Raw genomic sequence first — 5,695 nt, forward strand, 5'->3', positions numbered from 1 at the left:
GCCGTTGCGGCCGCGCTCGAATACATCAGGAATAACAACGAGATATGGGAGGTGATCGTCTCCGGCGGCGACCCGCTCGTCGCCTCGCCGCGGCGGATATCGGAGCTCGTTCAAGAGCTTGCGGCCATCGACCATGTCCGGGTGGTGCGCTTCCATAGCCGCGTCCCGATGGTCGCCCCGGAACGGGTGACGGGCGCGCTGGTCGCCGCGCTGGCGGTGCCGGGCATCACGAGTTGGGTCGCGATCCACGCCAACCATCCCCGCGAATTCACCCCCGCCGCATGCGCCGCGATCGCCCGGCTGGCGGATGCCGGGATCCCGCTTGTCAGCCAGACCGTGCTGCTGGCCGGCGTCAACGACGATGCGGAAATGCTCGCCCTTCTGATGCGCCGCTTCGTCGAGAACCGGGTGAAGCCCTATTACCTGCACCACGGCGACCTGGCGCCGGGGACCGGTCATTTCCGCACGTCTCTCGCCGAGGGCCGGAGGCTGGTCAGGGCGCTGCGCGGCCATGTCTCCGGGCTCTGCCAGCCGACCTATGTGCTCGATATTCCCGGCGGACACGGCAAGGTACCGGTCGGGCCGGACGCGGTCGAAACCGACGGGATAACAACGACCGTCACCGACTATCACGGTTGCCGGCACGTCTATCCGAACACGCACGACCCCACGAAATCTTGAATGCGGCGGGGCGCTTCGTGATTCCACCCATCCAGTGGAGATACTAGTTTCCGCTGAGGAATCCGAAGGAGGGAGCATGACGAAATCCATCAGTCGCCGAAGCTTTCCGGGACTCGCCCTCGGCGGCGCGATAGCGGGATATTTCGGCGGCGGCCTGCTCATTGCAACGGCGGGCACGGCCGCGGCGCAGCCCTTCGACCAGACGGCCTTCGACACGGCCCGCGCGGCGGGCGCGCCGATCCTCATCGACGTTTCCGCGTCGTGGTGCTCGACCTGCAAGGCCCAGCGCGCCGTGGTCACCAGGCTGGTCAGTGAGCCGAAATATGCCGGCTACACGATCTTCGTCATCGACTACGATTCGCAGAAGGACCTGATGCGGAAATTCGGCGCACGGCAGCGCTCGACCCTGATCGTCTACAAGGGCGAGGCCGAGGCGGGCCGCATCGTCGGCGACACCCGCGCCGAGGCGATCGAGGCGCTGCTCGCCAAGGGCGTCTGATCGATCGATGCTTGCGACGCTCGGCCTCGCCTTCATTGCGGGGATCCTGTCCATCCTCTCGCCCTGCGTCCTGCCGCTGCTGCCGGTGATCCTCGGCGCGGCGGCCTCCGAGCATCGCTGGGGGCCGGTGGCGCTTTCGGCGGGACTGACGCTCTCCTTCACCGTTATCGGCCTGTTCGTCGCAACGGTCGGATTCTCGATCGGCCTCGACGAAGGCTTCTTCCGGGCGATCGCCGCAGTCGTGATGATCCTTGTCGGCGCGGTGCTGACCATGCCGCTCCTCCAGACCCGGCTTGCCGTCGCCGCCGGACCTGTCAGCAACTGGACGGAACAGAAGCTCGGCGGGTTCTCCACCGGTGGCGCCGGCGGTCAGTTCGGGTTGGGGCTGCTGCTCGGCGCGGTGTGGGTGCCGTGCGTCGGACCGACGCTGGGCGCGGCCTCGCTGCTTGCCGCGCAAGGCGAAAATCTCGGCCAGGTCGCGGCGACAATGCTGATCTTCGGCATCGGCGCCGCCGTGCCACTGGCGTCGCTCGGCCTCGTGTCGCGCGAAGTCCTCTCCGGATGGCGAAGCAGGATGGCGAGGGCCGGACGCGGCATTCGCATGTTTCTCGGTATCACTCTCATCGTCGTCGGCGCCGCCGTCCTGACCGGCCTCGACAAGACGATCGAGACGGCGCTGGTCGATGCGTCGCCGGACTGGCTGACCAACCTGACGACGCGCTACTGAACCACCTACCGGCTCACACCGGATAGTCCGCCGGATCAATGCCGCAGGTTTCCAGGAATTTCCTGATCTGCTGCACTTCCTCCGTGGGAAGGCTCTTCTGGGCGTGATGAACGGCCACTGTGTGGCCATTGAGCGACACGCCGATACGAGCGCCCGAGCGATTGTCAATCTCGGCCCCGAGCTCGGTCAGGACATGCTCGACATCCTTGAAATCGATATTGCCGCTGACCGGATGGGCGAAAAGCGCGTGCAGCACCTTGCGGTGACGGTGGTTCATCGTCGTTCCTTCGATCGTTGTCGATGGGAAATAGTCGCAGCCCCGCCGTTCCCAGGCTTTGAGCGACATCAACGTTGGAAGACGTGCTGAAGCGAAACCGGGCGGTCGCGCGCCGGCCCCAAAGGACTAGCCGCGCGAGCTGCGACGCTCGTAGAAGATATGGCTGCCGATAACGTCGACGCGCCGCATCTCTCCGGCCCAGACCGGCCGGACCGAGGTGGCGTGGTAGTGGGTGGCGTCGCCCACCGCCGCGATCCGTACCTTGCCGCCGCTGAGGAGCACGCTGCGCGCGACGTCCACCGCGCGGCGCCACGCGGACCGGTCGGCGACCCGCTCGCTCTTGCCGTCGCAGGCAAAGGAGAACTGGCAGCGGTTGTGCTTGTCCTGGTTCTGGTAAACCACACCGCAGATCGTGTTCGGATAATAGGTGCTCTCGACGCGATTGAGCACGACCTGGGCAACGGCAATCTGCCCCTCGCGGGATTCGCCGCGCGCCTCGAAATAGACGGCGTCCGCCAGGCACTTCTGTTCGCGGAAGGAAATCGCAGCGAGCTCCAGCGGACCGACCGAGAGACCGCGCTCGAGGATCGGCAGCGTCTCCTCCGGGTCCGACATCACCGCCTCGAAGGGCGCCATCCGTGCGTCGACCGGATCGGCGGCGGCGAAATTGACGACCGGTACTTCATCCGTGGTCGCGAAAGCCAGACGCTCGCGCACCGTAGCCGGTACGTTTTCAGGCTCCGATTCGTGATGGGCGACCAGTTCCCGTCCCTCGGACCAACGGCGGTCAAAGACCTGGAGCGTCGAAAGGTCCCCGATATCAGCCTTGATCGCGCGTGTTACGCCGTGCCGGAAGCCGGGCGAGATATCAGTTGTATCAGGAAGTGCGCGCTCGGAATGAGCCCAGCGGCTGGGTGAGACGGCAAACAGCCCGGAGGCAAGAAGAAGGCCCAGCAAAATCGCGGGACGCCTTGCGCGCGCCGGCCCGTGCTGCCCCATGAACCCCCGACCCCCGAATTTCTTCACGATTGGCTAACGGACGTTACCGCGCCTTAAGACAGATTAAGATTAGGCAATGTGGCCATCCTACGGCAAGTGCAAAATCAAGCAAGCGGGCGGCAAATTGTCCCGTCCGAAAGGTTAACCGCGGCCTACATAGGGCATGTTCGTTGCCATGACAGTGATCGTCAGGACGTTGGCATCGAGCGGCAGACCGGCCATGTAGACGATGGCGTCCGCCACGGCGTTGACATTCATCCGGGGCTCCGCGGCCAGCGTGCCATTGGCCTGCAGGACACCGCCGCTCATCTTCTGCGTCATGTCCGTGGCGGCATTGCCGATGTCGATCTGGCCACAGGCGATGTTGTAGGGACGCCCTTCAAGCGCCACGGACTTGGTGATGCCGCTGACGCCATGCTTGGTCGCGTTATAGGCGATGGCGTTGGGGCGCGGCGTGTGCGCCGAGATCGATCCGTTGTTGATGATCCGGCCGCCCTGCGGGTCCTGCTCCTTCATCATCCGGTAGGCGGCCTGCGCGCAGAGGAAGACGCCGGTGAGGTTGGCGGCGACCACCGCCTGCCAGTCAGTGAAGGCAAGATCCTCGAGCGGCGTCGCCGCGACGTTGATCCCGGCATTGTTGAAGATCAGGTCGAGGCGTCCATAGGCGTCCTTCGCCCGGGCAAAGAGCGCATCGACCGACGCCGGATCGCTGACGTCGGCCGACACGGCGATGGCCTCGCCGCCGTTGCCGGCGATCTCCGCGGCGACCGCCTCGATCGGCTCCTTGCGGCGGCCGGCGAGGACACAGGCATAACCTTCGGCGGCGAGCGCCAGGACCGTCGCCTTGCCGACCCCGCTGCCGGCGCCGGTGACCATCGCGACCTTCTTCATGTCGGCCATCTTTCCTCAACTCCTTGTTTGCTTGTTGTTCCAGGTGTGTTCGTTCGCGCAACGCCAACGGCGCGCGGTCAACCTCCGCCTATCCCGCGCAGATCGGCGGAAGCCGGTCGATCCATGGCTGCGCCGCCTCGAGCTGGGCGGCGACCCGGATCAGCGTCGCCTCGTCGGTCGGGCGACCGACGAGCTGGACGCCGACCGGCAGGCCTTCCGCGGTCCAGTGCATCGGCACCGACATTGCCGGCTGTCCCGAGATGTTGAAGAGATACAGGTAAACGGCGTCGGTCCACTTGGCGTTATAGGCGTCGATATCGGGTTCCGACATGTCCCAGAAGCCGAAGGGCCGCGGCGGATGGGTCAGCGTCGGCGCCAGGAAGACGTCATAGGCGGCGAGATCACTGGCGATCGCACGCGAATGGAGCCTCTGCTGCTCGATATCGTTCGAATGCTCGACGCCACTCAGCGAACGACCGCGCTCGATGATGGCATACATGGTCGGCGAGGTCTCTTCCGGCGTCACAGTATGGCCGATGAACTGGGCCACGCCATCGAAGACCATCGCCGTCTGCACCGCGGTGATCCGGTTATAGGTCCGCCAGGCGGCGTCCGCGTCGATCTCCATGTCGTGTTCCTCGACATGGTGGCCAAGGCTTTCGAGGAGACCGGCGGTGTTACGGACAGCCGTGGCGATCTCGTCATGGATCGGCCGGCCATGCGGATCGGCAGTGGTGAAGCCGATGCGCAAGCGCCCGGGCTCCCTGCCGACCTCCTCCAGCCACGGACGTGCCGGCGGCGGCGTGTTGTAGGGATCGCCGGGAAGCTCCCCGGACGTGACGTCCAGAAAGGCGGCGGTATCGCGGACGGTGCGCGAGACGCACAGGAAATGAGCCGCACCATAGAAGAAATCGGCCTGCATCGGGGCAAGCGTCGAGCGGCCGCGCGAAGGCTTGAGGCCGACCAGCCCGCATTGCGAGGCGGGACCTCGGATCGACCCGGCCGCATCGCTCGCCTCGGCCATCGGCAGGATGCGGGCGGCCACGGCGGCGGCCGAGCCGCCGCTGGACCCTCCCGGCGAGATGCCTTCCGCCCAGGGATTGTTGGTGCGGCCGTACACTTCCGGCTCGGTGGTCAGCGCCCAGCCGAATTCCGGCGCGTTGGTGCTGCCGACGAGGATGACCCCGGCCCGCTTCAGGCGGGCGCTGATCTCGGAATCGACGGGGGCGACGAAATCCTTGAAATAGCGACAGCTATTGGTCTGGGGCACGCCCTCCCACATCGTCGCCAGTTCCTTGATCATATAGGGAACGCCCTGGAACGGACCGTCCGGGACGCCTTCGGCCGCCCGGCTTCGGGCATCGTCGAAGTGCCGGTAGATCACGGCGTTGAGGCGCGGATTGACTTCCTCGATTCGTCGAATGGCCTCGTCGACCAGTTCAAGCGGCGTGACCTCGCCGGACTTGACCAATCCAGCCAGCCCGAGGGCGTCGTAGGACCCGTAGTTTTCCAAGGATAATCCTCCCCGATCCGTCTTATTGGCTCCGGCTGCTACCGGGCCGGTCCCCCTGGACACGAAAGCCGCAGGCTTCGATTTCGCGGCCGACACCCTATCGCCGCC

The 5,695-nt window shown here is 65.8% G+C and carries 7 protein-coding genes; 3 read left to right on the top strand and 4 right to left on the bottom strand.

Translation table 11 applies throughout. From position 1 onward, the window contains the following. From KDJ86_RS14055 to KDJ86_RS14065, 3 genes are all read left to right on the top strand, one after another. A partial coding sequence (locus KDJ86_RS14055) for a KamA family radical SAM protein (protein WP_367116816.1) occupies nt 1-681 on the top strand: 681 nt, incomplete at its 5' end. A gap of 76 nt (nt 682-757) precedes the next feature. Continuing rightward, on the top strand, nt 758-1,180 hold the full coding sequence (locus KDJ86_RS14060) for a thioredoxin family protein (protein ID WP_291746966.1): 423 nt from the start codon (nt 758-760) through the stop codon (nt 1,178-1,180). Nucleotides 1,181-1,187: 7 nt separating this feature from the next. Beyond that, nucleotides 1,188-1,907, top strand: a complete 720-nt coding sequence (locus KDJ86_RS14065) for a cytochrome c biogenesis CcdA family protein (protein ID WP_291746969.1) — start codon at nt 1,188-1,190, stop codon at nt 1,905-1,907. A gap of 13 nt (nt 1,908-1,920) precedes the next feature. On the opposite strand, the gene KDJ86_RS14070 is transcribed toward KDJ86_RS14065, so the two are convergent. The 4 genes from KDJ86_RS14070 to KDJ86_RS14085 form a co-directional block, all read right to left on the bottom strand. After that, nucleotides 1,921-2,184: a hypothetical protein gene (locus KDJ86_RS14070; protein ID WP_291746972.1), complete on the bottom strand. Its 264-nt coding sequence runs from the start codon at nt 2,182-2,184 to the stop codon at nt 1,921-1,923. A gap of 126 nt (nt 2,185-2,310) precedes the next feature. Next, complete coding sequence (locus KDJ86_RS14075; protein ID WP_521085294.1) at nt 2,311-2,901, bottom strand: cell wall hydrolase; 591 nt, start codon at nt 2,899-2,901, stop codon at nt 2,311-2,313. Nucleotides 2,902-3,324: 423 nt separating this feature from the next. Then, on the bottom strand, nt 3,325-4,083 hold the full coding sequence (locus tag KDJ86_RS14080) for an SDR family oxidoreductase (protein ID WP_291746975.1): 759 nt from the start codon (nt 4,081-4,083) through the stop codon (nt 3,325-3,327). A gap of 79 nt (nt 4,084-4,162) precedes the next feature. Continuing rightward, nucleotides 4,163-5,587: an amidase gene (locus KDJ86_RS14085; RefSeq protein WP_291746978.1), complete on the bottom strand. Its 1,425-nt coding sequence runs from the start codon at nt 5,585-5,587 to the stop codon at nt 4,163-4,165. Nucleotides 5,588-5,695 lie beyond the last annotated feature (108 nt).

Source organism: Bauldia sp. (assembly GCF_020442045.1).
GTDB lineage: Bacteria > Pseudomonadota > Alphaproteobacteria > Rhizobiales > Kaistiaceae > Bauldia.